This window comes from Pseudomonas sp. KU26590, from assembly GCF_026153515.1.
Classification (GTDB): Bacteria; Pseudomonadota; Gammaproteobacteria; order Pseudomonadales; family Pseudomonadaceae; genus Aquipseudomonas.
The window spans coordinates 123,823-147,861 of sequence record NZ_CP110644.1; the positions used below are offsets into that span (position 1 = coordinate 123,823).

Consider the following 24,039-nt stretch of genomic DNA (forward strand, 5'->3'; position numbering starts at 1 on the left):
CAGAAAAACCCGCCTTTTGGCGGGTTTTTTCGTTTCGCCGTCAGCGAAACTTCCCACAGCATTTCCGGCAGCATCTGATAAGAGGCCGCGCCAAGCGCTGCCATCCACGCGAGAAGAAGCAAGATACAGTGCTGCCCATCGAAGACGATGCCGACTTGGGTCGGCGTGAGGAATAGTGGATGGGTGGCAAGCCGAGACCTGATCCCTCTATAGTCAGTGGCTTCAGGGTCGCGTATGTAGATGGCGGGCGTAAATATTATTTTGATGGGGTAGAGCAGCGGTATTACTCCTGGGACTCGCTCCACGGCGAATTTGAAGTCTTCGACCGGCGTGGATTTCACTTGGGTTCGGTTTGCCCTGTAACCGGGCTTGCCTTGAAACCTCCTGTCCGCGGACGAAGAATCAAAACGAACTGAGAGGTTCATATGAATTTTGTAGAGCTCTGCCTCAAAGGTGACGTGCTGGAAGAAGAAATCGACCAGTTTATCGAGGCGTGGCACGAAGGCCATGAAGGTGTAGACCTTGAGTTGCACGAGTACTTGGGCATGCGTTGGGAGGAGTACCAGTTATGGTCGACGACGCCATCAGTACTGCCTTTTGTATTGGCCGCCCATAAGTTCGGTACATCCCTTGAGGATCAGCTTGCCCAAGACAAATTTGCTATTGCGGCGCGAGCGCGCTCAGTGTCTGAAGCAACCAAAGTCGAGGCGTGGCTGCGCAGCATAGGCAAAATAGAGTGACTCCCGAGGAAAAGATGGCCAATCGCGTGTTGGCCATTCGCCGACTGGCCCCACCTTACGACCTTGAGCAACTCGCTTCTGCATACGGAAATCTTGAATATCTTGAGCTGCCTTTTGGTGTAGACGGCATAACAATCGGAATCGGCGAATCGACCAAGCCTCTGATTCTAGTCAACTCATCCGCACCTGCCACTCGGCGAAAATTTACCCTCGCGCACGAAATTGGTCACGTTGTCATTCCTTGGCATACAGGCACCATCGTGTCTCATTTAGAAAACGGCAAGGTCGATGCTGCGTATAGCCAGATGGAATCCGAGGCCAATCGCTTCGCCGCTGAATTACTGATGCCCTCCCAGTGGCTTGTCGCAGAATTCCAACGTTCAGCTAACCTGGAGCAATATTTTCGCTCTGTGCTTGCGCAGTCAGGCGCCTCCAGAGAGGCAACGCTTAATAAAATATTACGCCCTCTTCCGTGCCCCGTGATCTGCATACATGTAGATAGTGCATACAGAATACTGAGCGCTCGTAAATCCACGTCGGCGCCGCATTTGCCTATTCAAGGCACTATTGTCAACAACGGGTCATTCGGGGCAGACAACAATTTCGAACAGTTCGAAATTGACAGCCAGCTGTACATGAGCTGGACATTTGTTGGTCGTGACATCAAGGAAGTAGACCATAGGCCGTGGCGGGTGGTTCTCGCACAAATCATGGAGGAGACCGCAGCACACCAGTATTTGCAAAGCATCAACGGAGTCTTGGCTGCTGCTTACGGTAGAGATAAAGCTCTCAGCGAACCTGAGATATGCGGCGCAATCATTCGCGCGTTTACCAACAAAGAAAACCTCAGGGGCGTCCTTGAACATGAACTCTTCGAGCAATTTGTCATAAAAAGAGTAAAAGAACTCAAGCAACGCATTTAGTTATTAAACTGACACCGTCCACTCGTCACAGCGGCTTATTGTGCCGACAGCGATCCACGGGCATCATCGTTGGCTCGACACAAGGAAGCGTCTCCATGGCTAACCCCACACTCCACCTCCTCTGCGGCAAAATCGCATCCGGGAAATCAACGCTGGCGAACTCTCTAAAGCGTGACCACGCAGCGATCCTGCTGACCGAAGACCATTGGCTCTCAAGACTCTACCCAGACCAGATCCACTCGGTCGCAGACTACGTAACACTCTCAAAAAGACTCCGAGATGTCGTAGGCCCTCTAGTCATCGACATGCTGAAGGCCAAGATCAATGTGGTTCTCGATTTCCCCGCCAACACCCCCTCAGACCGCCACTGGTTACGCAGTCTGGCTGCTACCGCACAGGCCTCTCACAGCCTTCACTTCATCGATATCGACGACGAAACCTGCCGAGCCCGGCTGCACCTCAGAAACGAGCGTGGCGAGCATGACTTCGCAGCGACTGACGCAGAGTTCGATTTGATCACCAGCTACTTTGTGGCCCCAGATAAGGAAGAGGGGCTCAACGTAGTCATTCACCAGGATCACGCCTAAACGGCTGCCTCCCAGAGAGAACCTTGCCATCAGGTTCAAACGGCGCCCTTAGATTCGAAGCGCCCCCTCCCCCATCCCGCCCCCTTCGAGTAACGTATACCCATCCAACGGGCCCTCGCGTCTGCGTCAGGACAGCGACCCGCCATCAGAATCACTATAGAAGGCCCAACCGTGCACAAAGTCCGATTGATCAAGTACGTCTGGACCCACCAGACCCCGGAGATTTCGTCTGAATGGTCCAAGCTGCTCTACGAAGTGGAGCTGCCGTTCGTCCCTTTCCATGGCTTGAACATTCAGCTGCCGATGCAGCGCGTCTGGCGGATTCGGGACGTTGAGTGGAACGTCGAGGAGCAGACCTTCCGCTGCCATATCGAGGATCAGTTCATGAACCTGCTGGACGTGGACGACTCGTACGAGGACTGGATCGAGACGTTGCTGGAGTGTGGCTGGGTGCTGAGCGGGCGCTACACCAATGAGCACAACAAGACCTGATTCGCCTTCGCTCAAATATTCCCCCGGAATTGACGCAGGATGCGCGCTGTGCCCGGCAGATATCCCGAACAGGTGCCAGACTGGATAGCAGACCAGGCACAAGGACTGTCCCGGCGCCCTATTCCCTTTGAGCATGACTGCCATGAAATGGATTTCCTGTTGTACCCGTTACGCGGCCAGCGCGCTGTTGGCGTGGTCGTCAGCGGCGTTTGCGCTGCCGGTCGTCGACTTGTATGTGGCCGAAGCGCCACCGCTGACCATGGCCAGTCAAGGCGACCAGCATGGCATCGCGGGCGACATCAGCCTTCAGGCCATGGCGATGGCCGGGTATTCCGCCCACCTGCTGTCGCCGCCGTGGCCGCGCGCGCAACGCGATGTGGCGCTTGGGTCGAACAAACTCATCGCGCCGCTGACTCGCACTCAAAGCCGGGAAAAAAACTTCACCTGGATCGCTCCGCTGATGACGATGGACCGGGCGTTTTTCAGCCTCGATCGTCACGTCGACAGTTTTGAAGAGGCGCGCAGGACCTTCAAGATGATCGCTGTGGGCAGTGGCTCGGCGCAGGAAGTGCGGTTGCGTGAGGAAGGTTTTTCCGCCGCTCAGATTTATCCGCTGAAGATTGGTGAGAACCCGGCGCTGATGTTGCTCAAGGGCCGGGTGGATGCGTGGTTCAACGGCGTGCCGGAGACGCTTTATATCTGGAAGCAGATCAGCGATCGCCCGCTGATGATGAGTCGGGCATTAATGACCGCCGATCTGTATCTGGCGTGCTCGAAGGACTGCGACCCTCAGATGGTCGAGAAGCTGAAGACCGCGATCGATACGCTACAGTCAAACGGCGCGATCAAACGCGCCCAGCATGACTACTTGAAAGGGCTGCCCGTCCAGTAGGCCAGCCTAGCTCCGTGGCTCGTGCTTGCCGGTCACGGCAGCAGAATCACCTTGTCGGCGCCGCCCTGATTCACTTCGGCGTAGCGTGCCAGGCCTTCTTCCAGCGGCGACTCGATCAGCCCGGTTGGCAGCGGCAAGGTGCCGTCGTCGAACTGTTTGCCGAACTGCTCCAGCATCCGCGCGCAGGCTTCCACGCCGTACAGCAGGGAGTTGATCCCCACCACCGAACCGCCTTTGCGGTACAGCGCTAGTGCGGGCAGCTGCACGTGGCCGTCCACCGGCGCGGCGATGATTGCGATGCGTCCGAATTGAGCCAACGCAGGCACAGAAGACGGCAGCCAAAAGCCGGTGGTGTCGAAGATCACATCGGCGCCGCCTGGAAAAACGGCGTTCACTTGAGCGCCGAGGTCTTCTGGCCTGTCGAGCTGGATCGCATCGAAGCCTTGCTCTTGCAGCGCTTTCAACTGGTCCGGTTTACGCACCGCTGCCAGCACCTGGGCGCCGCGCACTTTCGCCAGTGCAATGGCGGCGCTACCGACTGCGCCATTGGCACCGATGACCAACAACCGGGTGCCGCTCTGCACGAGGCTGCGCTCAAGCGCGTCCCAAGCGGTGGTGTAGGGAACGCCCAGACTGGCGGCCTGAGTAAAGCTCAGCGATGCAGGTTTGATCGCCACGCCCTTGGCCGACAGCGTGATGTAGCCGGCATGGGAGCCGTCGCGGACAAAGCCGATTTCTTTGCCGGTGCCCCACACCTCTTTGCCGATCAGTTCCTGCGGGCCTTCGACGACCACGCCCGCAAAATCGCGACCCGGAATGCGCGGCATCGTGGTGTAGGGGAAGCGGCCCAGGACGTTTTTGACGTCGCTGGGGTTCAGGCCTGCGGCTTTTATCTGCACCAGAACTTCGCCAGCCGCCGGGACAGGCGTGGGCAGATCGACGACTTCCAGCGCAGCCAGGTCGCCGGTGCGGGAGAATTGCAGAGCTTTCATATGGATTCATCCAGAGTGGGGAAAGGGAAGTCGTCGATTCAGGACGCCAGATTGGACAAGAACTGCTTGCCCACCGGCCACAGCCATTCACCGGCTTGCATGCCGAGCAGGCCAACCAGTGCGACCAGAGGCGGTGCGGGTGAACGGAAATCCAGCAGGCCGTACAGCAAACCGACGGCGATACCGATGGCGAGGGAAATGACGTAGCTCATGACAACTCCGGTGCGTGGGACGCGCGGCTCGATGGCGGCGCGACTGCGTTAAGCGATGACCAGAGTGTAAGGAGGGACGGCAAGCGCTACCGGCCAAGAGCTTCTGAATTTCGGACAGAAGCGGCGCAGGCGTCAGTGGGACGGATCAACGGCTGGGTACTGAGAGGGGGACATGCCGAGCTCGCGGCGGAACATGTCGCTGAAGCTGCTCGGCGAATACCCCATCGACCGAGCAATGGCGTTGACCGGCACGCCCTGAATGATCTCCGCCACCGAGGTCGCCAGTTGCACCTGTCGCCGCCATTCGGCGAAGCCCATGCCAAGCACTGACTGAAACAGCCGGGACAACGTTCGCACACTGGCACCGGCGTTTTCCGCGTGCTGCTCGAATGACACGTCGATGGACGGCTCGATCATCACCGCCTGGCAGACGCTCATCAGCCTGCGGTCGCTGTCATCGGGCATCGGCACTTTCAGCAGCGAACGCCGGGCGCGTTTGAGTTCTAGCAAGGCCAGGTTGACTACGGCATCGTAGTAATCCGATTCCTTGTCCTGCTCGGTCACCAGACCGACGATCAGCTCGCGCATTAAGCGACCGACTTCCAGCACCTGAACGGTGTTGTCGAGGGTTCGGGCGAGCGCCGGGCGCAGGTAGATATTGCGCATTTCCAGATCCGACACCACGCGGATGCCGTGGGGGACGCCGGGCGGCAACCAGACCGCGCGCTGCGGCGGCACGACCAGCGCTTCGTTGGGCGTCTCGACCCACATCACGCCCGACATCGCGTAGAGCACCTGCCCCCACTCATGCTCGTGGGGCTCGATGTACAACCCGCGCGGATACGTCCGTGACAAAGGCCGCACGGGGACGGCGGTATTGGAGAGGTCGGGCGGCGCGGCGATTGCCATGGTGAAACCGGTGGGAGTGGGGATGCGGCGATGTTAGCGGGAGAGCGGGAGGGATCGCCAGTGCAGTGAAGCACCGACCATGGCAGTTGATGATGGGATTGGCTCAATCCATAGGGGCCGGCTTGCTGGCGAACGCGGTGGGTCAGCGACGGCGCGTTGTCTGAGCCGACGCATTCGCGGGCAAGCGCGCTCCTACAGTGGGTCGGCGTCAAACCCCACGTCTAGGTTGTGTGCAAATCCGTAGGAGCCGGCTTGCTGGCGAACGCGATGGGTCAGCGACGGCGCGTCGTCTGAGCCGGCGAATTCGCGGGCAAGCGCGCTCCTACAGTGGGTCGGCGTCAAACCTTACGTCTGGGTTGTGTGCAAATCCGTAGGAGCCGGCTTGCTGGCGAACGCGATGGGTCAGCGACGGCGCGTTGTCTGAGCCGGCGAATTCGCGGGCAAGCGCGCTCCTACACTGGGTCGGCGTCAAACCCCACGTCTGGGTTGTGTGCAAATCCGTAGGAGCCGGCTTGCTGGCGAACGCGATGGGTCAGCGACAGCCGCGTCGTCTGAGCCGACGCATTCGCGGGCAAGCGCGCTCCTACACTGGGTCGGCGTCAAACCTTACGTCTGGGTTGTGTGCAAATCCGTAGGAGCCGGCTTGCTGGCGAATGCATTTGTTCAGCCACCGTAGTGGTGAATGACGTGCACGGTTCGCCAGCAAGCCGGCTCTTACAAACTCATGTCAGAAGACTTCAAACATCAGAACACGTTGATGGGGTAATCGACGAAGATCCGCGTTTCGTTACCGCCAACGTTGTACTGGTCCACATCGTTGGAGACGCGCAGGAACGAGTTACGCAGACGCACCGAGAGGTCTTTGACCGGGCCGCTCTGGACCACGTAGGTCAACTGGCTGAACAGTTCGCGCTCTTCGCCACGACCACGATCACTGCCGTCGTCGATGTTGTCGCCGCGCACGTACGCCAAGCGGTAGCTCAGGCCAGGGGTCACCACGGTGGCCAAGTTCACGCCGTAGCCCAACTGCCAAGAACGTTCGTCCTTGCCGTTGAAGTCCGACCAGTAGGAGTTCGCCAGATAGATGGTGTTGCCGCCATCGCCGGTGCCGCCTGCGTTGCGGTAGCCGCCGTAGCTGTAACCGGTCTCGCCGGTGCTGCGCTGATGCGCGAGGGTGAACGAGTGGATGCCCACCGCCCAGGTCGCTGCCAGGCTCCAGATCTTGTTGTCGCGGGCGTCGTCGACGGCGAAGTCCTTGTCCAGCCTGGTCTTGTAGCCGTTGAAGTCGAAGGTCAGCGACTGATCTTTCGGCATCGCCCAGACGTAGTTCAGGTTCACGTACTGCTTTTTCAGCACGTCTTCGTCGTCGGAGGCGTAAAACGCGGCGCTGAGCGCTTCGGTGAATTTGTAGCTGCCGCCGTAGACGTTGATGCTCTTCAGATCACCGCTGTCGCGGCCTTCGGCGCTCTTGCGGGTTTCGGCGGTGAAGCGGCCAGCCACCAGCGTGAGGCCCTTGATCTCTTTGGAGGTGATCATGGTGCCGGTGTAGGACTCAGGCAGCAGGCGCGAGCCGTCGTACGTCAGCACGGGCAGCTCCGGCATCATGTCGCCGTATTTCAATTCGGTATTGGAAACCCGGAATTTGACCGCGCCGCCAAAGCGCGACAGGTCATCCGCCGCGTTGCCGCTGTCGCCCTGCTTGAAGAAGTCGATACCGCCCGCGCCGCTCTTGCCCTTGCCTCCGTCCAGACGCGCTGCATACAGACCGAAAGCGTCAACGCCCACGCCCACCACGCCTTGGGTGAAACCGGATGTGTAGCCGGCCATGAACGCCTGACCCCACTCCGAGCGGTCCTGCGGTCCGTTTTTATAGTCGCGATTGATGTAGGCGTTGCGCAGGTTGATCTTCAGGCTGCTGTCTTCAACGAAGCCTTTGGAATCTGCCTGACCGTCCGCCATGGCGTGAGTGGCGGCGAGAATGCCCAGAGCGAGCAGGCCGATACGCTGGTTCATCTTGTTGTCCTTGTGAGCGGATTAATCGCGCGCTGTGGCAAATGCCCGGAGTGGGCAGTTGCGTCTTCCGGCACTGAAAAAGTCCCGGAAGCCCGCACGAAATCATCGCAGTGGACGACTGATGCACGTACATGGCGCTAGGCCACAGGCGGTGGAGGCGCGAATGCTATCCCCGGCCTACCGAGGTGTCAATTTGATGGAAGTCAAACCGAGGCAGGCCGTTTCTGTGATCGCATCCACAACACCTTTGTCAGCTGTGAAGCAGGCCCAGCATAGCCTCGATCTCTGCATCGTTTATCAGCCCGCACGGATAACGCTTCGACAGCATCTTGCGAAAATCACCGCGTTGCTTCAGCGCCTGCTCGTCGTGCAGGCGCACCATCGGGATCCGGGTCGTCCGTAACCAGTCCGCCATCATCTGCCGTGCTTCACTACTCGCAGAAAAACCTCGAGTCACTCGCAACTCATGACCTGCGTTCATAAGGACAACCTCTTATGTCGTGGACTGCGAAATCTACGGAGCTTTTGTTACAGACGGACTACCCCGGGAAGCATTTACGCGCCGCTGGGATCCCATCTTCCTACGGCTGACCGAAAACTGTCCGCCCATAAAAAAGCCCATCGTCTGATGGGCTTGATAGCAGCAAGAAGTGAACCAACTCAGCCGCGGTGGGGGGCCGGTTGCTGCTGTGTAAGGCAGTGAATGTTACCTCCGCCCAGCAGCATTTCGCGGCCCGGGACCATAACCACCTCGTGTTCAGGGAACAACTGCTGGAGGATCTGGCGGGCCGTGTCATCCATCGGATCGTCGAAACACGGGGCAATGATGCCGCCGTTGACGATCAGAAAATTCACGTACGAACCGGCCAGACGCACCGATGGGTTGCGCTCCTGACTGCCATGCACCTGATCCACGCCGGCGCACTCTTCTTCGGTGGCAAACAACGGACCCGGGATCGGCATCTTGTGCACGACGAACGGGCGTCCCTTGGCGTCGCGGGTGTTTTCCAACACTCTCATGGCCGCCTGGCAACGCGGGAAGTTGGGATCTTTCGGATCATCTGTCCAGGCGAGTAACACTTCACCGGGGCGTACGTAGCAGCAGAAGTTATCCACATGGCCGTCGGTCTCGTCGTTGAACAGACCGTCCGGCAGCCAGATGATTTTTTCGACAGACAGGTGATCGCGCAGCACGGCTTCGATGTCTTCGCGAGACAGGTGCGGGTTGCGGTTGCGATTGAGCAGGCACTCCTCGGTGGTGATTAGTGTGCCCTCGCCGTCTACGTGGATCGAGCCGCCTTCCAGCACAAACCCTTCGGTGACGTAGCGCGGGCAGCGCTCGATTTCCAAGACTTTGCTGGCGACCTGTTCATCCAGGTTCCACGGCGCGTACAACCCACCGTCGAAACCGCCCCAGGCATTGAAGCCCCAATTGACACCACGGACCTCGCCCGCGTCGTTGATGACGAAGGTCGGGCCGCTATCACGCACCCAGGCGTCGTTGCTGCTGATCTCGACGACGCGAATGTTGGGCACATTCAGCCGTGCGCGGGCGTTGTCGTACTGTGCAGCCGAGACGCCGACGGTGACAGGCTCGAAACGGGCGATGGCTTTGGCCACGGCAACGTGATCGTTCTGCACCGGCTTGCCGCCCAGACGCCAGTTGTCAGGGCGCTCGGGCCAGATCATCCAGGTTTGCGTCTGCGGCGCCCACTCGGCAGGCATGTAGAAGCCATCGGCGCGGGGGGTGCTGTTGAGAGTGGTCACAGTAATCAGAACTCCATGAAACGACGAGGGCGTCTGCGGCAAAAGAAGACAGACGTTATAGACGATAAAAATCGGATTTAAAAACACTAATCAAGCAGTAGGCGAAGATCCGGGCATCTAACGTCGATATATATCGAAATAAGCCAAAGCGTGCCTGATAAGGCCCCGCTCAGCTCTCCAGTTCACTCAGCACCTTCGACACGCTGTCGACAAAGAAGTCCACGCTTCGACGGGTGGTGACCATGGGCGGTTTGATCTTGAGAATATTCAGATAATCCCCCGTAGGTTGCATGAAGATCCCCAGCTCACGGAGCCGATCGCACAGGTAGGTCGTTTCCTCGGTCGCGGGTTCCAGCATCTCAGGGTCGCGAACCAGCTCAAGCCCCAGATAGAACCCCGAACCATGGACGGCCCCGGCCAGCGGATGTTTGTCGATCAACGCCAGCAGACGCTCCTTGAAATAGCCGCCCACCACGCGGGCGTTTTCCCACAGCTTTTCTTCCTCCATGACGTCGAGCACTGCCATGCCGATGCGGCAACTCACCGGGCTGCCGCCGGACGACGAAAAGAAATAGCCCTCAGCCTCCAGCGCTTCGGCGATTTCGCGACGTGTGATGACGGCGCCGAGGGGATGACCGTTGCCCATGCCTTTGGCCATGCTGATGATGTCGGGCACCACGCCCTGCTCTTCGAAGCCCCAGAAGTGATGACCGAGACGGCCGTAACCCACCTGCACTTCATCGGCGATGCATACGCCGCCCTGGGCGCGGACTTTGTCGTACACCTGCTGCAAGTAACCCGGCGGCAGCGAGATTCCGCCGGCGTTGCCGTACACCGGTTCGCAGATGAAGCCCGCCACTTGCCGCCCTTGCTCCGCCAGCGCCTTCAGGTGCGCGTCCACGCTGCGCAGGTAGAACGACGTGCTTTCCGCGCCGCGAAACTCGCCTCGGTAGGCGTTGGGCGCCACCACGGGATGCACCCAGTCCGGCCGCGTGCTTAACGCTTGCGGGTTATCGGCGATGGACGTTGAAATGGCATCGGTCGCCACTGACCAGCCGTGATAAGCCTCCAGCACGCTCAGGACATCGCGCCCGCCGCTGTAGGCCCACGCCAGACGAATCGCCAGATCATTCGCCTCGGTGCCGCTGTTCACCAGAAACACCCGATCCATGCCGGCAGGCGCCAGCTTCAGCAGCCGCTCGGAAAACTCGGCGATCGCCGCGTAATGGAAGCGTGAATTGGTGTTGAGCAGCGACCACTGCCTCGCGGCGACGTGGGCCATGCGCGGATGGCCATGACCGAGCACCGCGACGTTGTTGAGCATGTCCAGATAGGACCGGCCCTGCAGGTCGATCAGGTGGTTGCGCCAGCCGCGCTCGATCTGCGGTGGGGCTTGGTAATAATGCTTTTGCGAACGGGCGAAACTGGCGTCGCGACGGGCGAGCAACGCGGCGGAATCTGCCAACGCAGGCGCATCGCAATCGAAACCCAGTAACCCTTTGGGTGACGGACACAGCGCACGCCAAGCGGCTGCACGCGAAGGCGTGGTGAACAGCGGCGGGCTCACGTCCCGCTCCGAACACAGCTGCACGATCAACGCGCCGCCGCCCTGACCGATCACGTCCCCCGCGCCGAACTCAACGCCAGAGTCAAAATCAGAACGCACGCCCCACAAGCGCAGGCTCACTTCGGCGCCTACCAATTGCAGCGCACCGTCGGCAGTGTGACGCAGGCTGCCGGCAAATGGCGCATGAACAGCGGCGCCGTGGGGGATGTGCAATTCGGTATGCAGCGCGAAGGTGTCCGGCTCTTTCGCGCTGTCGGGCAGTGTGCGGGACAGCCGATATTCGCCATAGCGACTGGCGGCCAGACCGTGGTGTTGAGCTGCGTCTTTCAGCAGTTGTTCGTCGATGCCGCTTTGTTCCCAGTTGCCCGCGACGAAATGCTCGCTGAGCACACCCAGATCCACGAGGGTAAAGGTCTGCTCGCTCAAGCTCGGCAACAGCGGCGAAAACGGCTCGGCCTCGTCGTCCGCTGCCCATTCACCCACCGCGTCGAGAATCGCCGCTTCCATTAGCGCAATCGGCACCGAGGTGGCGACGTCGAAGATGTTCAACTCGCTGGCCAGATTGGCCTGGATGTAACCGTTGTCCGGCTCGATGCTCGCCTGTTGCTCGCTGCTCAAAACCAGCACGGCCGAGCGCGCAACGATCAACGGCCAGAGCGCCAGCAGCTCCTCGCTCTGAAGCGGGTTGATTTGGTGGTAAGCCTGAATCGCGGGCAGGATGAAAAACGGATCGCCCTCGGCGTGGTGCAGCAGCGCGGCGCAGGTTACCGAGAGGTCGGCGATGCGCCACGTGCGAACCAGATCTCCAAAGTCGATCAGCCCTTGAAGCTGCCACTGGCGATGGGCATCCCGGGCCCAGACCACGTTGTACTCGGTGATGTCCATGTGAATGGCCTGCGCCGGCAGCGACGCCACCAGCGGCAGCAAATAGGCCTGGGCCTGCTCGGCAGCCTCGGCGATGCAGGCGCGCTTGTCGGCATCGGCGATGACCGGGAGCAGGTGCTCGATCAACGCGAAGGCGTGGCGCGGATCCCACTGCAACACACGGTCCAGGCCTGGGTGCTCGAACCCGGCCAGCGCCACGTCGACACGGGCACAGAGCTGCGCCAATCCGGTCACGATGTGCCGGTTCAAATGCGCGACATGGGCCAGTGACTGCCCGTCGATAAACTCCAGAACACGCAGGTGCACAGCGTTGCCGTTGTGATCGACGGACAGCAAGTCTTCACCCTTCAGCGCCGGCATCACTGCCGGAACGCGCACCTGCGGTTCGCCGATCAAATGCCGCAACGCTGAATGCTGCGCGGCAAGCTCGGTGGTTGAATAAGCACCGTGGCAGATCTTCAGGACGAAACGTCGCCCGTCACCGCAGTCCAGCAGGAAGTTTCGGTCCTGGTGACTGCCCAGCTCCTTCAACGTCCCCGACAGCCCGTAATACGTCGCCAGCCATTCGCCGGCCTGCGCGGCGTCGATGTCCGGGCATGGCAAGCTGGAGCGGCGATTCAAAGTGTCGAGCGACATGAAGGAAGTCCTGAGAGATAAAAGCGCGCAAACAATATCGCCAGTAGCGCGACTGTTAATCAACCCCGCGCCGTTTGCCAGCCAATAAATGCTTTAGAGAACTTGTAGATAAACCGTGCGTTAAGGCCGTGAAACAGCCGCGGCGGTTTAATGGCGCTAATTGCGATGGGCCATCAATTAATATCATCGCTTGTCAGTGGATTGCTTCTTGCGCCAGTCATCAACGCCCCACAAGCTATGCTCCATCGTCTTACGTCTTTCCAGGGAAGAAGGTTTATCCATGCGAATACTTGTTACCGGTGGCGCCGGCTTCATCGGCTCTGCGCTGATCCGTCACCTGATCAACAACACCGATCATGACGTCCTCAACTTCGACAAGCTGACCTACGCCGGTAATCTTGAGTCGCTGCAGGGCATTGCCACGAACACCCGGTATGAGTTCGTGCAACAGGACATCGTTGATCAGGCTGAGGTGAGCAAAGTCCTCGCACGCTTCAAGCCCGACGCGATCATGCACCTGGCGGCTGAATCCCACGTTGACCGTTCGATTGACGGCCCGTCGGAGTTCATTCAGACCAACATCGTCGGCACCTACAGCCTGCTGGAAGCGACCCGCAGCTATTGGCTGACCTTGCCAGAAGCCGAGCGCGCAGCCTTCCGCTTCCATCACATCTCCACTGACGAGGTGTATGGCGACCTGCACGGCGTGGACGATCTGTTCACCGAAACCACGCCCTACGCGCCAAGCTCGCCGTACTCGGCCAGCAAAGCGGCGTCGGACCATCTGGTTCGCGCCTGGCAGCGCACCTACGGGCTGCCAGTGGTTGTCACCAACTGCTCGAACAACTACGGCCCGTTCCATTTCCCCGAGAAGCTCATCCCACTGGTGATTCTCAACGCCTTGGCCGGGAAACCCCTGCCGGTGTACGGCAATGGCTTGCAGGTACGCGACTGGCTGTTCGTCGAAGACCACGCCCGCGCACTGCTCAAGGTGGTGACCGAGGGCAAGGTCGGCGAGACCTACAACATCGGCGGCCACAACGAACAAAAAAACATCGACGTCGTGCGCGGCATCTGTGCGCTGCTCGAAGAGCTGGCGCCTGAACAGCGCAAAGGCGTGGCCCACTACGCAGACCTGATCACCTACGTGACCGACCGCCCGGGCCATGACATGCGCTACGCCATCGACGCCAGCAAAATCGAACGCGAACTGGGCTGGACGCCGCAAGAGACTTTCGAGTCCGGCCTGCGCAGAACCGTGCAGTGGTATCTCGACAATCTTGAATGGTGCCGCAACGTGCAAGACGGCAGTTATCAGGGCGAACGCCTGGGTACCAACGTGAAGGAACTGATCGCATGACTAAAGGAATTGTACTGGCCGGCGGCTCGGGCACGCGCCTGCACCCGATCACCCTCGGGGTCTCCAAACAGCTGTTGCCGATCTACGACAAGCCGATGATCTATTACCCGATCTCGGTGCTGATGCTGGCCGGGATCAAAGACATCCTGGTCATCTCGACGCCGCTGGACCTGCCGCAATACCGGGCCCTGCTGGGGGACGGCAGTCAGTTCGGCGTGCGCTTTCATTACGAGGAGCAACCCAAGCCGGACGGCCTCGCGCAAGCATTCCTGATTGGCGAAGCGTTCATCGGCGATGACTCGGTGTGCCTGATTCTGGGCGACAACATCTTCCACGGTCAGCACTTCAGCGAGCAGCTCAAGCGCGCGGCGGACAACACCTCCGGCGCGACCGTGTTTGGCTACTGGGTGAAAGATCCGGAGCGTTTCGGCGTAATCGACTTCGATGAGCACGGCCATGCGCTGTCCATCGAAGAGAAGCCCAAGGTGCCGAAATCCAGCTACGCCGTGACCGGTTTGTATTTCTACGACAACGAAGTCATTCAAATCGCCAAGGACGTCAAACCGTCCCCACGCGGCGAGCTGGAGATCACCGACGTCAACAACGCCTATCTCAAGCGCGGCGACCTGCGCGTCGAGCGCTTTGGCCGCGGCTTCGCCTGGCTCGACACTGGCACTCATGACAGCCTGCTGGACGCATCGCAATACGTGCAGACCATCGAGCACCGTCAGGGCCTGAAAGTCGCGTGCCTGGAAGAAATCGCCTACCAGAACGGCTGGATCGACCGCGCTCATCTGCTGAAGCGGGCTGACTATTTCGGCAAGACCGGCTACGGTCAGTACCTGTTCAAGATCGCAGGGGAAAGTCAGTGAAAGTGGTTGCCAGCAAGTTGCCTGAAGTCCTCATCATCGAACCTAAGGTGTTCGGCGATGAGCGTGGCTTCTTCTACGAAAGTTTCAACGCCCGGGCCTTTGCCGAGGCCACCGGGGTCGCCGATCAGTTCGTGCAGGACAATCACTCGCGCTCGCAAAAAGGCGTGCTGCGCGGCTTGCATTACCAGATCGACAACCCGCAGGGCAAACTGGTCCGCGTGACCGCTGGCCGCGTGCTGGACATCGCTGTCGACATCCGTCGCAGCTCGCCGCAGTTCGGCCAATGGTTCGGTCTGGAGCTGTCTGCCGAGAACGCTCGCCAGCTGTGGATTCCGAAGGGTTTCGCCCACGGCTTCGTGGTATTGAGCGATTACGCAGAGTTTCTCTACAAGACCACCGACTACTACACGCCATCGGCCGAGCGTTGCATTCGCTGGGATGATCCTGAGCTGGCCATCGACTGGGGCTTGAGCGAAGCACCTCAACTGTCGGCCAAGGATCAGGTCGGCAAGCTCCTGAAAGAAGCGGACCTGTTCCCGTGAATGTGCCGCTGCGGATTCTGATCAGCGGGCAACAGGGGCAGGTATCCCAGGCGCTGCAGCAACACTTGCAGAACATGGGCGAGCTTATCGTGCTGGGCCGCGATCAGCTGGACTTGAGTCAGCCGGAATCCATCCGTCCAGTGGTTCGCGACATCAAGCCGGACCTGATCATCAACGCCGCCGCGCATACGGCAGTGGATCAGGCCGAAAACGAGCCGGACCTGGCCTTTGCGATCAACGCGCTGGCTCCTGGGGTATTCGCTGAAGAAGCCGCGGCCTTGGGCATTCCGCTGATTCACTACTCCACCGATTACGTGTTCGACGGCAGCAAGGCTGGCGCCTGGATTGAGTCCGACGCGCCCAATCCGCTGGGCGTCTACGGCAGCAGCAAGCTGGCAGGCGAGCGAGCCATCGCCGAAGCGGGCGGCCAGCACCTGATTTTGCGCACCAGCTGGGTTTATTCCCTGACCGGGCGCAACTTTTTGCTGACCATGCAGCGCTTGTTGCAAGAGCGCGAGAAGCTGTTGATCGTGGGGGACCAGATCGGCGCGCCTACCTGGGCAGGCACTATCGCCGCCAGCACCGGCGCGCTGATTGAACGCTGGCGCGACGGGGCTCCGGGCGCTTGGGGTATTTATCACCTGACGGCCAGCGGCGAGACGTCGTGGTTCGGGTTCGCTGAAGCGATTGGTCAGCAATTGATCAACAGCGGCAAGCCCTGCGCGGCGCTAGAACCGATTGCCTCCAGCGCGTACCCGACGCCGGCTGCACGCCCGCTCAATTCGCGTCTGGATTGCAGCCTGTTGCAGCGCGAGTGGGGCGTCAGCCAGCCCGACTGGCACGATGCGTTGCTGGAGTGCTTAGCGCAGCAGCGGTAGGCATAATGGGCGACTCGATGTTGAGCGGCTGCGCAATACTGATTCATCCGCAGCCGCCCCGCATCGCAACGAACCCACCGGCGATTCCATGATCAGCACTAACGCCCTTCCCCGCCGTCCTCGCTGGCGCAGCCTTGCCCTGCTGGCGCTGATCCTCGCCCCGCTGTTGTGGCCTCTCGAACGCCTGGCCGAACATTATTACCGCAATGAGCTGCTGAGCCAGAATCGCCAGACCCTGGACCTGTACGTCGCCAACCTGCTGGGCACGTTGCACCGCTATGAAGTCCTGCCGCAGATTCTCGGCGACCTGCCCGGTCTGCGCGCCATGCTGGCGAACCCGCAGGACAAACACGCCCAAGCCCAGGCGAACGTGCTGCTGATGAACACCGCCAGGCAAACCGGTGCCGAGGTGATCTACCTGATGGCGCCCAACGGCGACACCCTCGCTGCGTCGAACTGGGACAAGCGCGACAGCTTCGTCGGCCGCAATTTCGCCTTCCGCCCGTATTTCAGCAACGCCATGGCCGGCAATCTCGGCCGCTTCTTCGGACTGGGCACGACGTCGGCCAAACGCGGCTACTTCTTCGCCGCCGCCGTGCGCGATGGCGACACCGTGATTGGCGTGCTGGTGGTCAAAGTCGACCTGGACCTCACTGAGACCTTGTGGGGCAAGACGCCGGAGCAGTTGGTCGTCACCGACCACAACGGCGTGGTGATCCTCACCTCCAACCCGGCCTGGCGTTTCCGCGCCACGCGACCGCTGAGTGAGGAGGAAAAGCAGGCCATCGTCGCTATCCAGCCCTACCCGACCCGCGATCCGCGCCCGTTGCAGCTGGATGAAAAGGGTTGGCTCAAGCAGACCCAGCAAATCGACGAAACCGGCTGGAGCGTCAACATCCTTGCGCCCAAGGTGCTCGTGTCGAGGCCGGTGCGAACGGTCGTGGCGATTGGCGGCGCGGCGTTGCTGGTGTTGATGCTGCTGCTGGGCCTGATGATTCAGAGGCGGCGGCATTATCTGGATCGCATCAATTTCGAGGCCAAGGCGCGCCGTGAACTGGAGGTGCGAGTCGCCGAGCGGACCTGCGATCTGGAAGGCGTCAACCAGCGACTGCGCCAGGAAGTGCTCGAACGCGAGCAGGCGCAGCAAGAACTGTTTCGCGCCCAGGACGAACTGGTTCAGGCCGGCAAGCTGTCAGCGCTGGGCACGATGTCGGCGAGCATCAGCCATGAACTCAACCAGCCACTCGCGGCCATTCGCAGTTACGCCGAGAACGCCGAGGTGCTGCTCGATCACCAGCGCACCGAAGACGCGCGCGGCAATCTCAAGCTGATCAGCGAACTCACCGGGCGCATGGCGTCGATCATTGCGCACCTGCGCGCCTTCGCCCGACGCGACCGCCATGCGCCTGAAAGCGTGGCGTTGCAGCCGGCGCTGGACGATGCGCTGGCCCTGCTCGCCAAGCGTCGACGCGGGATGGAAGTGGAGCTGATCCGTGACTTGCCCGCCGCGACCTTGTGGGTGCAGGCCGGAGAGACGCGCCTGCGTCAGGTGCTGGGCAATCTGCTGGCGAATGCGCTGGACGCACTGACCGAGAAAGGCCCGCCGCGCAAGTTGTGGATCAGTGCCGAGTACAACACCGAGGGCGTCAATCTGTTCATCCGCGACAACGGCCCGGGGTTTTCCAAAGAGGCGCTGGAGCATGCCCGCGAGCCGTTTTTCACGACCAAGACGCGCACACAAGGGCTCGGCCTGGGCTTGGCGATCTGCGATACGCTGATGCGCGCACTGGGCGGCGAGCTGCTGTTTGCCAATCACCCGGAAGGCGGCGCGCTGCTGACGTTGCGCATGCGCACCGGCGCCTCGGGCGTCAACCTTCAACCGTCTGAGGACCTCTCCCCATGAGCACCGACGCCATCGACAGCCGGATTCAGGTGGTGCTGATCGACGACGACCCGCACCTGCGCCAGGCCCTGAGCCAGACCCTCGACCTCGCCGGCCTGAAGATCCTGCCGCTGAGCGACGCCAAGGGCCTGCAAGCGCGCATCGAACGGGATTGGCCGGGCGTAATCGTCAGCGACATTCGCATGCCGGGCATCGATGGTCTCGAATTGCTCAATCAGCTGCACGCCCAGGATCCTGACCTGCCGGTGCTGCTGATCACCGGCCACGGCGACGTGCCGCTGGCGGTGCAGGCCATGCGCGCGGGCGCCTACGATTTTCTGGAAAAACCCTTCGCCAGCGACGCACTGCTCGACAGCGTGCGGCGCGCATTGGCGCTGCGCCGGCTGGTGCTGGACAACCGCAGCCTGCGGCTCGAGCTCAGCGATCGTCAGCAACTGAGCGCGCGACTGGTGGGGTTGTCCGCTCCCATTCAGCGCCTGCGCGATCAAATCGGCGCGCTGGCGGCGACCAAGGCCGACGTGCTGATTCTTGGCGAAACCGGCGCTGGCAAGGAAGTGGTTGCCCGCGCGCTGCATGATTTGTCCAATCGCCGTAACGGTCCGTTCGTGGCGATCAACGCAGGGGCGCTGGCTGAGTCGGTGGTCGAGAGCGAACTGTTCGGCCATGAGTCGGGCGCCTTTACCGGCGCGCAAAAGCGTCGCATCGGCAAGTTCGAATTCGCCAACGGCGGCACGTTGTTTCTGGATGAAATCGAAAGCATGAGCATGGACGTTCAGGTCAAGTTGCTGCGCTTGCTGCAAGAGCGCGTGGTTGAGCGCCTGGGCGGGAATCAGCAGATCCCGCTGGACATCCGGGTGATCGCCGCCACCAAGGAGGACCTGCGCCAAGCGGCAGATCAGGGGCGTTTCCGCGCCGACTTGTATTACCGCCTCAACGTTGCCCCATTGCGCATTCCGCCGCTGCGCGAGCGTGGCGAAGACGCGCTGGTGCTGTTCCAGCATTTCGCCGACACCGCCAGTTTGCGCCACGGCCTGCCACGCCACGAATTGCAGCCGGGGCATCGGGCGCTGTTGCTGCGTCACACCTGGCCGGGCAACGTGCGTGAACTGCAGAACGCAGCCGAGCGTTTCGCCTTGGGTCTTGAGCTAGAACTGGAAGGTGACGCGCAGCCGGATCTGGTGGCGTCCAATGGCGGGCTAAGCGAACAGGTCGAAGCGTTCGAGCGGGCGTTGATCGCCGCCGAACTGACCCGCCCGCACAGCTCGGTCCGCAGCCTCGCCGAAGCCCTGGGCCTGCCACGCAAAACCCTGCATGACAAACTGCGCAAGCACGGGCTGACCTTCAACGGCGCGGGGTCCGACGACAATGACTGATCGGGATTGCTTGTCCGCTGAAGACCTGGAAGCGGTGCTGCACCGGGACATTCCGCTCACCCGGGAGATGGGCATCAAGGTGCTGGGCTGGCGAGATCACCAACTGCGTCTACACCTGCCATTGGCTCCCAACGTGAATCACAAGAACACCTTGTTCGGTGGCAGCCTGTACTGCGGCGCGGTACTGGCGGGCTGGGGCTGGCTGTACCTGCGGCTCAAGGAAGCCGGGATCAACGACGGGCACATCGTGATTCAGGACGGCCAGATCAGCTATCCCTCGCCGGTCACCCGCGACGGCGTCGCCATTTGCGACGCCCCGGATGAAGCGAGCTGGGAGAAGTTCGTGAAGCTCTACCAACGCCGCGGCCGCGCACGACTGGCGCTGCAGACCCGGATCGTGGCGGAAGGATCAGAAGAAACGGCAGTGCAGTTCGTCGGGCAGTTCGTGCTGCATCGCTGAACACATCCTTCCACCTGTAGGAGCGTGGCTTGTCCCGCGATCGATCGCGAAGCGGTCGCAAATCCGATCGGTGCAATTCGCTCTGGAAAACCTAGCGCTGCATCTGCGACGACTGCGTCGCCGATCGCGGGACAAGCCACGCTCCTACGAGGGAACCGAAAGCTTCAGGTCAGCGCCAGCGCCAACAACGCGGCACGCCACGTGGCTTCCCCCGGCAGCGCCAGGAAGTACGAATTCAGCAGCGTCTCGCGCGCCGGATAATCAAACGTCGTGCCGTCCAGGTTCAACACCACGCCGCCCGCGCCTTCCACCACGCCCTGGGCAGCCGCCGTGTCCCACTGAGAGGTTGGCGCCAGACGCGGGTAGCAATCGGCGGCCCCTTCGGCCAGCAGGCAAAACTTCAGCGAGCTGCCAATACTGGTCAGTTGCAGCTCACCCACCACATCCGACAAACCGGCCAGCAACCGCTGTTGCTCGGGGCTGGAGTGACGACGGCTGGCGACCACGATGAACGCTTCCCCCGCCCCCGGTTCATTGCGCACGCTGATCGGCGCCAGATGCTGCGGATCATCACTGCGCCACGCACCCAGCCCGGCGCCACCGAAATAGCAGCGGTTGTTGGTCGGCATCGACACCACGCCAAATACCACGCGACCGTTCTCGATCAGCGCCACGTTGACGGTGAACTCTTCGCTGCCGGCAATGAATTCCTTGGTGCCATCCAGCGGGTCCACCAGCCACCAGCGTTGCCACTGGCTGCGTTCGCTCAACGGGATGCTCGCGTCCTCTTCGGACAGGATATGAATGCTCGGGTCCAGCGCCTGGAGGCCCGCCACCAACAGCTCATGGGCGGCCAAGTCAGCGGCCGTGACAGGCGAGTCATCCGACTTGACCGTGACCTCCACGCCGGAGCGCCAGAACGGCAGAGTGACTTCCCCAGCCTGGCGGCAAAGCTCGATGACGGGGGCAAGCAACGGGTGCGGCAATTGGGCGAATGTCGGGTTCATGGCAGGAAGTCCCCACGCTCGGCCAGCAGATCGCGGGCAAGGTATAACGCAGCCAGCGCGCGCCCTTCAGTGAACTGCGGATTCTGAACAAGACTGGAAAGCTCACGCAGATTGACCTTGTCCACACGCATCGGCTCAGGCTCGTCGCCGGGCAGGGTTTCCTCGTACAAATCGGTGGCCAGCACGACCTGTATTTTCTGGCTCATGTAGCCGGGCGAAAGCGACAGTTCGGTCAGGTGCACCAAGGTCCGTGCGCCATAACCGGCCTCTTCCTTGAGCTCGCGATTAGCGGCGGCCAGCACGTCTTCGCCCGGCTCAATCAGACCTTTGGGCAGCGACAGCTCGTACTGATCCGTGCCGCCGCAGTATTCCTCGATCAGTACGGCGTGATCGGCATCAAGCATGGCCACGATCATCACCGCGCCATAGCCACTGCCGCTGCCGCTGCCGACCAGCCGCTCATAGGTACGCTCGACGCCGTTGGAAAAGCGCAACTGCACTTCTTCAACGCGGAACAAACGGCTGCTCGCGACGATTTCGCGAGAGAGGACGGTAGGTTTCTGCTGCATGACGAGCTCCTTGGCGTAGACGGGTTACTATACCGTGGCTTTTGCGGATGTCTTCGCCGCAAACCCACGCGACTCATCCCACGCCGAGAGACCTGTATGCCTTCTTTGCCCTGGCGCGATATCGACACCGTTCTGCTGGATATGGACGGCACGCTGCTCGACCTGCATTTCGACAATCACTTCTGGCTGGAGCATCTGCCCAAGCGCTATGCCGAAGTGCACGGGGTCAGCCTGGCGATGGCGCAACTGGAGCTGATGCCGCTCTTCGAAAAAAACGCCGGCACCCTCAACTGGTACTGCACCGACTTCTGGAGTTCGGAGCTGAACCTGCCGGTGAAAGACTTGAAAGTCGAAATCGCCCACCTCATCGCCCTGCGCCCCGACGCCGAGACCTTTCTGGCCGCCATCAAGCAGGCCGGGAAACGGGTGATCATGATCACCAACGCTCACCGCGACTCGCTGTCACTGAAGATGGAAAGACTGGAACTGGCGCCTTACTTCGAGCGTTTGATCAGCTCCCACGACTACGGCTATCCCAAGGAAAACCCGCAGTTCTGGGACGCGTTGCAGGACGACATCCAGTTCGATCCGGCGCGCAGTCTGTTCATCGACGACACCTTGCCGATCTTGCGCAGTGCAGGGCGATACGGGATCGGCCATTTGCTGGCAGTGCGTGAGCCGGACAGTCGCAAAGGGCCTAAAGACACCGAAGAATTCGAGGCGGTCGAAGACTACCGTACTTTGATACAAGGTTTATGAGCACCACAAAACAACTGTAGGAGCGCGCTTGCCCGCGAAAAAATGGCACATCCGACTCATCTGCGTTGGATGTACGAATCTTTCGCGGGCAAGCGCGCTCCTACAATTCACCGTACGGCCAGTGCGAACGGTGATTGCCGTACGACCAGCGCGACTGCCCTTATTCAGGAATACGCAGAGACTGACCTGGATATATCTTGTTCACGTCCTTCAGCATCGGCTTGTTGGCGTCGAAGATTTTCTGGTACTTGTTGGCATCGTGGTACACGCGCAACGAGATGGCGCTGAGGGTATCGCCCTTCTGCACAGTGACGAATGTCGCAGCAACGACGGCAGGTGCACCAGCCGCGATGGTCAGTTGATCATCAACGCTGCCAACACCGGCGATGTTACCGGCCGCCAGTACGATCTTCTCTTTCTCTTCCTGACTGGCAACTTCGCCCGTCAAGGTAATTTTGTCGCCTTCGACCGTTGCATGAACGTTGGGATTGCCCAACCCGACAGACTCGATGTGCTTTTTCAGCTCATCGCTGGCGTTGGCGTTTCCTGGGGTGAGCAGGTCGATGAGCTTCTCGCCCGCTTCCTTCACAAAACTGAACAGACTCATGGGTTTCTCCTTGGTGTCGTTGTAGTGTCGTTTTGGTTTCCCGCGCAACATCGGATCCGCTGACATTGCCCGACAAAACTCCGACCCGATGCCGCGCCTCAAGGTTTCAAGCCATTCGACGTTCGGTCGCGATAGACTTCGCCGGGCCAGCCTGTGCCTCAAGGAATGAAGATGGACATTAAACAGCTGAAATTTCTGATCGCCCTCGACGAAACCCGTCACTTCGGGCAGGCGGCTGCGCGCTGCCACATCACGCAACCGACACTGTCGATGCGCTTGCGCAGCCTTGAAGAAGAGCTGGATCTGCCGCTGGTCAATCGCGGCCAACGCTTCGAAGGGTTTACCGCGCCGGGCGAGCGCGTGCTGGCGTGGGCGCGCACGGTGCTGGCGGCCTACGACGGTTTGCAGGCTGAAGCGGCCGCCTGTCGCGGGCATCTGGTCGGCACATTACGGCTGGGCGTGGTGCCGCTGTCCAACTTCGATCCGCTGCCCTTGCTGCAACGCCTGCATTCCCTGCACCCGAACATGCGCTTCGAGCTTTCATCGCTGAGCTCCGAGCAGATCCTCGATCAACTCGCCAGCAACCGCCTGGACCTCGGGGTTTCGTATCTGGACCGACTGGACTCCGAGCGCTTCGACTCGTTGCAACTGGCCGAAACCCGCATGGGCGTGATGTACGACAAGCGTTATTTCAGTTTTGCCGAAGCCACTTCGAGCTGGGAAAGCCTGACCGAACTGCCCTTGGGCCTGCTCACCAGCGGCATGCACTTTCGGCAGTCCATCGATCACAATTTCCACAGCCGCGGCCTTCATCCGCAGCCGATCATTCAGACGGACGCCGTACATCAGCTGCTGCAGGCGGTTCATGGCGGTTTCTGCTGCGCGATCATGCCGTTGGACGGTGGCCTCGAATCACTCACCGAGCACCTGCGGCTGCAACCCATCGAAGAGGCGCAGACCCTGGCCCGACTCGGCTTGATCATGCGTCGCTCAGCGCCGCGTTCGGCACTGGCTGAAGCCTGCCTGGCGCTCTATCACACCATGATGCAAGAGGCTTGATCGACATCATCTATCGGTGCATCAGTACTAGCGAT

At 60.8% G+C, this 24,039-nt stretch carries 25 protein-coding genes; 15 read left to right on the plus strand and 10 right to left on the minus strand.

Features of this window, described 5'->3' with window-relative positions; translation table 11 throughout:
- The first annotated feature begins 179 nt into the window (after window positions 1–179).
- The 6 genes from OKW98_RS00545 to OKW98_RS00570 all read left to right on the plus strand — a co-directional run bounded on the left by OKW98_RS00545 (window position 180) and on the right by OKW98_RS00570 (window position 3,634).
- Window positions 180–416 (plus strand): colicin E3/pyocin S6 family cytotoxin, encoded by a 237-nt coding sequence (locus tag OKW98_RS00545; RefSeq protein WP_265387542.1) that lies wholly within the window; start codon window positions 180–182, stop codon window positions 414–416.
- A gap of 9 nt (window positions 417–425) precedes the next feature.
- Window positions 426–740: a hypothetical protein gene (locus tag OKW98_RS00550; protein WP_265387543.1), complete on the plus strand. Its 315-nt coding sequence runs from the start codon at window positions 426–428 to the stop codon at window positions 738–740.
- Window positions 741–754: 14 nt separating this feature from the next.
- Window positions 755–1,663: an ImmA/IrrE family metallo-endopeptidase gene (locus tag OKW98_RS00555; protein WP_265387544.1), complete on the plus strand. Its 909-nt coding sequence runs from the start codon at window positions 755–757 to the stop codon at window positions 1,661–1,663.
- Window positions 1,664–1,758: 95 nt separating this feature from the next.
- The gene (locus OKW98_RS00560) at window positions 1,759–2,250 is read left to right on the plus strand and encodes an AAA family ATPase (protein ID WP_265387545.1); all 492 of its coding nucleotides are present in this window, start codon (window positions 1,759–1,761) and stop codon (window positions 2,248–2,250) included.
- Between the two features lie 171 nt (window positions 2,251–2,421).
- A complete protein-coding gene (locus tag OKW98_RS00565) occupies window positions 2,422–2,742 on the plus strand; it encodes a hypothetical protein (protein WP_037016364.1) in 321 nt (106 codons plus the stop codon).
- A 142-nt stretch (window positions 2,743–2,884) separates the two neighbouring features.
- A complete protein-coding gene (locus tag OKW98_RS00570) occupies window positions 2,885–3,634 on the plus strand; it encodes a substrate-binding periplasmic protein (RefSeq protein ID WP_265387546.1) in 750 nt (249 codons plus the stop codon).
- Window positions 3,635–3,666: 32 nt separating this feature from the next.
- On the opposite strand, the gene OKW98_RS00575 is transcribed toward OKW98_RS00570, so the two are convergent.
- The 7 genes from OKW98_RS00575 to OKW98_RS00605 form a co-directional block, all read right to left on the minus strand.
- Complete coding sequence (locus tag OKW98_RS00575; protein ID WP_265387547.1) at window positions 3,667–4,626, minus strand: quinone oxidoreductase family protein; 960 nt, start codon at window positions 4,624–4,626, stop codon at window positions 3,667–3,669.
- A gap of 38 nt (window positions 4,627–4,664) precedes the next feature.
- Window positions 4,665–4,838 (minus strand): DUF1427 family protein, encoded by a 174-nt coding sequence (locus tag OKW98_RS00580; protein WP_074889899.1) that lies wholly within the window; start codon window positions 4,836–4,838, stop codon window positions 4,665–4,667.
- Between the two features lie 132 nt (window positions 4,839–4,970).
- A complete protein-coding gene (locus OKW98_RS00585; protein WP_265387548.1) occupies window positions 4,971–5,747 on the minus strand; it encodes an AraC family transcriptional regulator in 777 nt (258 codons plus the stop codon).
- 744 nt (window positions 5,748–6,491) lie between these two features.
- On the minus strand, window positions 6,492–7,760 hold the full coding sequence (locus OKW98_RS00590) for an OprD family porin (protein ID WP_265387549.1): 1,269 nt from the start codon (window positions 7,758–7,760) through the stop codon (window positions 6,492–6,494).
- Window positions 7,761–8,010: 250 nt separating this feature from the next.
- Window positions 8,011–8,241 carry a hypothetical protein gene (locus OKW98_RS00595; protein ID WP_265387550.1) on the minus strand — a complete coding sequence of 77 codons (231 nt, stop codon included), beginning with the start codon at window positions 8,239–8,241 and terminating at the stop codon, window positions 8,011–8,013.
- Between the two features lie 179 nt (window positions 8,242–8,420).
- Window positions 8,421–9,485 (minus strand): agmatine deiminase, encoded by a 1,065-nt coding sequence (gene aguA / locus OKW98_RS00600; RefSeq protein WP_416148563.1) that lies wholly within the window; start codon window positions 9,483–9,485, stop codon window positions 8,421–8,423.
- Between the two features lie 211 nt (window positions 9,486–9,696).
- On the minus strand, window positions 9,697–12,615 hold the full coding sequence (locus tag OKW98_RS00605; RefSeq protein WP_265387552.1) for an aminotransferase: 2,919 nt from the start codon (window positions 12,613–12,615) through the stop codon (window positions 9,697–9,699).
- A gap of 280 nt (window positions 12,616–12,895) precedes the next feature.
- On the opposite strand from OKW98_RS00605, the gene rfbB reads away from it, so the two are divergent.
- From rfbB to OKW98_RS00640, 7 genes are all read left to right on the plus strand, one after another.
- Complete coding sequence (gene rfbB / locus OKW98_RS00610; protein ID WP_265387553.1) at window positions 12,896–13,975, plus strand: dTDP-glucose 4,6-dehydratase; 1,080 nt, start codon at window positions 12,896–12,898, stop codon at window positions 13,973–13,975.
- Window positions 13,972–14,847 carry a glucose-1-phosphate thymidylyltransferase RfbA gene (rfbA, locus tag OKW98_RS00615; protein WP_265387554.1) on the plus strand — a complete coding sequence of 292 codons (876 nt, stop codon included), beginning with the start codon at window positions 13,972–13,974 and terminating at the stop codon, window positions 14,845–14,847. Before rfbB ends, rfbA begins: the two co-directional genes overlap by 4 nt.
- Entirely contained in the window at window positions 14,844–15,389 is a 546-nt protein-coding gene (gene rfbC, locus OKW98_RS00620) for a dTDP-4-dehydrorhamnose 3,5-epimerase (protein WP_265387555.1), read from the plus strand. Before rfbA ends, rfbC begins: the two co-directional genes overlap by 4 nt.
- A complete protein-coding gene (gene rfbD, locus OKW98_RS00625; RefSeq protein ID WP_265387556.1) occupies window positions 15,386–16,267 on the plus strand; it encodes a dTDP-4-dehydrorhamnose reductase in 882 nt (293 codons plus the stop codon). The genes rfbC and rfbD overlap by 4 nt, the downstream gene beginning before the upstream one ends.
- An 88-nt stretch (window positions 16,268–16,355) precedes the next feature.
- Complete coding sequence (locus OKW98_RS00630; protein ID WP_265387557.1) at window positions 16,356–18,170, plus strand: sensor histidine kinase; 1,815 nt, start codon at window positions 16,356–16,358, stop codon at window positions 18,168–18,170.
- Window positions 18,167–19,543, plus strand: a complete 1,377-nt coding sequence (locus OKW98_RS00635) for a sigma-54-dependent transcriptional regulator (RefSeq protein WP_265387558.1) — start codon at window positions 18,167–18,169, stop codon at window positions 19,541–19,543. The genes OKW98_RS00630 and OKW98_RS00635 overlap by 4 nt, the downstream gene beginning before the upstream one ends.
- Window positions 19,536–20,003, plus strand: coding sequence for a YiiD C-terminal domain-containing protein (locus OKW98_RS00640; protein ID WP_265387559.1), 468 nt, complete (start codon window positions 19,536–19,538; stop codon window positions 20,001–20,003). Before OKW98_RS00635 ends, OKW98_RS00640 begins: the two co-directional genes overlap by 8 nt.
- Before the next feature lie 164 nt (window positions 20,004–20,167).
- On the opposite strand, the gene cysQ is transcribed toward OKW98_RS00640, so the two are convergent.
- Entirely contained in the window at window positions 20,168–21,010 is an 843-nt protein-coding gene (gene cysQ, locus OKW98_RS00645) for a 3'(2'),5'-bisphosphate nucleotidase CysQ (protein WP_265387560.1), read from the minus strand.
- Window positions 21,007–21,579, minus strand: coding sequence for an ADP compounds hydrolase NudE (gene nudE / locus OKW98_RS00650; RefSeq protein WP_265387561.1), 573 nt, complete (start codon window positions 21,577–21,579; stop codon window positions 21,007–21,009). The genes cysQ and nudE overlap by 4 nt, the downstream gene beginning before the upstream one ends.
- 96 nt (window positions 21,580–21,675) lie before the next feature.
- Between nudE and yrfG the strand changes: the two genes are divergently transcribed.
- Window positions 21,676–22,338, plus strand: coding sequence for a GMP/IMP nucleotidase (gene yrfG, locus OKW98_RS00655; protein ID WP_265387562.1), 663 nt, complete (start codon window positions 21,676–21,678; stop codon window positions 22,336–22,338).
- A 160-nt stretch (window positions 22,339–22,498) separates the two neighbouring features.
- On the opposite strand, the gene lysM is transcribed toward yrfG, so the two are convergent.
- Entirely contained in the window at window positions 22,499–22,945 is a 447-nt protein-coding gene (gene lysM / locus OKW98_RS00660) for a peptidoglycan-binding protein LysM (protein ID WP_265387563.1), read from the minus strand.
- Between the two features lie 171 nt (window positions 22,946–23,116).
- On the opposite strand from lysM, the gene OKW98_RS00665 reads away from it, so the two are divergent.
- On the plus strand, window positions 23,117–24,004 hold the full coding sequence (locus tag OKW98_RS00665; protein WP_265387564.1) for a LysR family transcriptional regulator: 888 nt from the start codon (window positions 23,117–23,119) through the stop codon (window positions 24,002–24,004).
- Window positions 24,005–24,039: the final 35 nt, after the last annotated feature.

Excerpts from the sequence above, each read along its gene's own strand:
- rfbA (WP_265387554.1), top strand. The coding sequence starts at position 13,972 with ATGACTAAAGGAATTGTACTGGCCGGCGGCTCGGGCACGCGCCTGCAC.
- OKW98_RS00550 (WP_265387543.1), top strand. The coding sequence starts at position 426 with ATGAATTTTGTAGAGCTCTGCCTCAAAGGTGACGTGCTGGAAGAAGAA.
- OKW98_RS00590 (WP_265387549.1), bottom strand. The coding sequence starts at position 7,760 with ATGAACCAGCGTATCGGCCTGCTCGCTCTGGGCATTCTCGCCGCCACT.
- yrfG (WP_265387562.1), top strand. The coding sequence starts at position 21,676 with ATGCCTTCTTTGCCCTGGCGCGATATCGACACCGTTCTGCTGGATATG.
- OKW98_RS00555 (WP_265387544.1), top strand. The coding sequence starts at position 755 with ATGGCCAATCGCGTGTTGGCCATTCGCCGACTGGCCCCACCTTACGAC.
- nudE (WP_265387561.1), bottom strand. The coding sequence starts at position 21,579 with ATGCAGCAGAAACCTACCGTCCTCTCTCGCGAAATCGTCGCGAGCAGC.
- OKW98_RS00630 (WP_265387557.1), top strand. The coding sequence starts at position 16,356 with ATGATCAGCACTAACGCCCTTCCCCGCCGTCCTCGCTGGCGCAGCCTT.
- OKW98_RS00605 (WP_265387552.1), bottom strand. The coding sequence starts at position 12,615 with ATGTCGCTCGACACTTTGAATCGCCGCTCCAGCTTGCCATGCCCGGAC.
- OKW98_RS00570 (WP_265387546.1), top strand. The coding sequence starts at position 2,885 with ATGAAATGGATTTCCTGTTGTACCCGTTACGCGGCCAGCGCGCTGTTG.
- OKW98_RS00665 (WP_265387564.1), top strand. The coding sequence starts at position 23,117 with ATGGACATTAAACAGCTGAAATTTCTGATCGCCCTCGACGAAACCCGT.
- OKW98_RS00545 (WP_265387542.1), top strand. The coding sequence starts at position 180 with ATGGGTGGCAAGCCGAGACCTGATCCCTCTATAGTCAGTGGCTTCAGG.
- lysM (WP_265387563.1), bottom strand. The coding sequence starts at position 22,945 with ATGAGTCTGTTCAGTTTTGTGAAGGAAGCGGGCGAGAAGCTCATCGAC.
- OKW98_RS00580 (WP_074889899.1), bottom strand. The coding sequence starts at position 4,838 with ATGAGCTACGTCATTTCCCTCGCCATCGGTATCGCCGTCGGTTTGCTG.
- OKW98_RS00560 (WP_265387545.1), top strand. The coding sequence starts at position 1,759 with ATGGCTAACCCCACACTCCACCTCCTCTGCGGCAAAATCGCATCCGGG.
- OKW98_RS00595 (WP_265387550.1), bottom strand. The coding sequence starts at position 8,241 with ATGAACGCAGGTCATGAGTTGCGAGTGACTCGAGGTTTTTCTGCGAGT.
- OKW98_RS00635 (WP_265387558.1), top strand. The coding sequence starts at position 18,167 with ATGAGCACCGACGCCATCGACAGCCGGATTCAGGTGGTGCTGATCGAC.
- rfbB (WP_265387553.1), top strand. The coding sequence starts at position 12,896 with ATGCGAATACTTGTTACCGGTGGCGCCGGCTTCATCGGCTCTGCGCTG.
- cysQ (WP_265387560.1), bottom strand. The coding sequence starts at position 21,010 with ATGAACCCGACATTCGCCCAATTGCCGCACCCGTTGCTTGCCCCCGTC.
- OKW98_RS00640 (WP_265387559.1), top strand. The coding sequence starts at position 19,536 with ATGACTGATCGGGATTGCTTGTCCGCTGAAGACCTGGAAGCGGTGCTG.
- aguA (WP_416148563.1), bottom strand. The coding sequence starts at position 9,485 with ATGCCTGCCGAGTGGGCGCCGCAGACGCAAACCTGGATGATCTGGCCC.
- OKW98_RS00575 (WP_265387547.1), bottom strand. The coding sequence starts at position 4,626 with ATGAAAGCTCTGCAATTCTCCCGCACCGGCGACCTGGCTGCGCTGGAA.
- OKW98_RS00585 (WP_265387548.1), bottom strand. The coding sequence starts at position 5,747 with ATGGCAATCGCCGCGCCGCCCGACCTCTCCAATACCGCCGTCCCCGTG.